Genomic DNA, 1,035 nt, shown 5'->3' with positions numbered 1-1,035 from the left:
ATCATCGGCACAGGCGATGGTTGAAAAGCCGATCATGCACTAAGACTGAAACCGGACCACCCAATGGGGTCAGACCAGACCTGCAGCCTTATGTACGTCGTTTATCAATGCCGCATGACTGCCGTAGCGTTGAACCAATTCAATATACGAGCCGAACACCCGAATGAGGGCGCTTGGCTTTTTGCTTTCGTATTTTCTATGATTGCTAAATCTTCGAGATATCCCGTCATCTATCAGTGCTGGCCAAGCATTCGTGAGCCACTCAAAAAGCTCGTGGGTATCATTACTTGAGTTGATCCAATTCCATGGCTCCCTCTGTCCAAATGCACCGTAGAAGGCCAGCGCCAGGTGCCAACCATCTTCGGGATGTTTTCCGAAATGTGTGGCAATGAAGGTGAGCCACCATGCGTTGTCAGTATCACCTTTTCTTATAGCTAGAGATGCCGCCATAAGCGGATCAAACAGATCGTTCGATGGGTCTGCGCGAAGCGGGCTGATGGCTCGGTTGCTCAATTGCGTGATATAGGAGACACGGCGTAGGCTAGATACTATTTGCTCCGCGCAAGCTCGACCCTCTGCGTGTTCCGTTATTCCAAGCAAAGGATGTACATCGGCGCTAAATCGCTGCAGTGTTTCGTGAATTTCAGTAATTTTATCGCGGTGAATTCCGGGCATTTTGTTTTCTCAATGATAATTCAGAACTGTCCGTCGTCGAATGATTTGAGACTTTTTAGGCTTTGTAAGAACGGATTTTGCGGCTCGCTAGCGGTTTGATTTAAGCCGCTTTGGCGTGATGGTTCAATCGGCGCTGTTTTATGGTTTCTCGTTTGATCCTTTCGCGTTCGAGCAGGATGGTCTGGCCGCGTCCGAAGTAGACGTCGGCGGGTGTGAGATTGTCGAGGCTCTCGTGGTATCGGCGATGGTTGTAGTGCTCGACGAAGGCCGCGATCTGAGCTTCTGTCCGACATCAGCGCCTGTGAGACAAAATTGGTTGAGTTGAGAAGAGAGGATTTTCGGCTCATCGTAGCTCTATCG

General features: G+C 49.9%; 1 protein-coding gene and 1 pseudogene. Both read right to left on the bottom strand.

What is annotated here, in order from left to right; translation table 11 throughout:
* Nucleotides 1–69 precede the first annotated feature (69 nt).
* The gene (locus tag ACEVQ6_RS23655; protein ID WP_374891491.1) at nucleotides 70–675 is read right to left on the bottom strand and encodes an alpha-glutamyl/putrescinyl thymine pyrophosphorylase clade 3 protein; all 606 of its coding nucleotides are present in this window, start codon (nucleotides 673–675) and stop codon (nucleotides 70–72) included.
* Between the two features lie 100 nt (nucleotides 676–775).
* Nucleotides 776–958 (bottom strand): annotated as a pseudogene (locus tag ACEVQ6_RS23650) (integrase core domain-containing protein); the annotation flags it as partial.
* Nucleotides 959–1,035 lie beyond the last annotated feature (77 nt).

Origin of the sequence: Ensifer soli, from assembly GCF_041928815.1 — a bacterium.
Taxonomy (GTDB): domain Bacteria; phylum Pseudomonadota; class Alphaproteobacteria; order Rhizobiales; family Rhizobiaceae; genus JBHFEI01.
Note: the sequence above shows the minus strand (reverse complement) of the source record. Positions and strands in the feature narration are given on the sequence as shown.

Coding starts and splice junctions, on each gene's coding strand:
- ACEVQ6_RS23655 (WP_374891491.1), bottom strand. CDS start 675: ATGCCCGGAATTCACCGCGATAAAATTACTGAAATTCACGAAACACTG.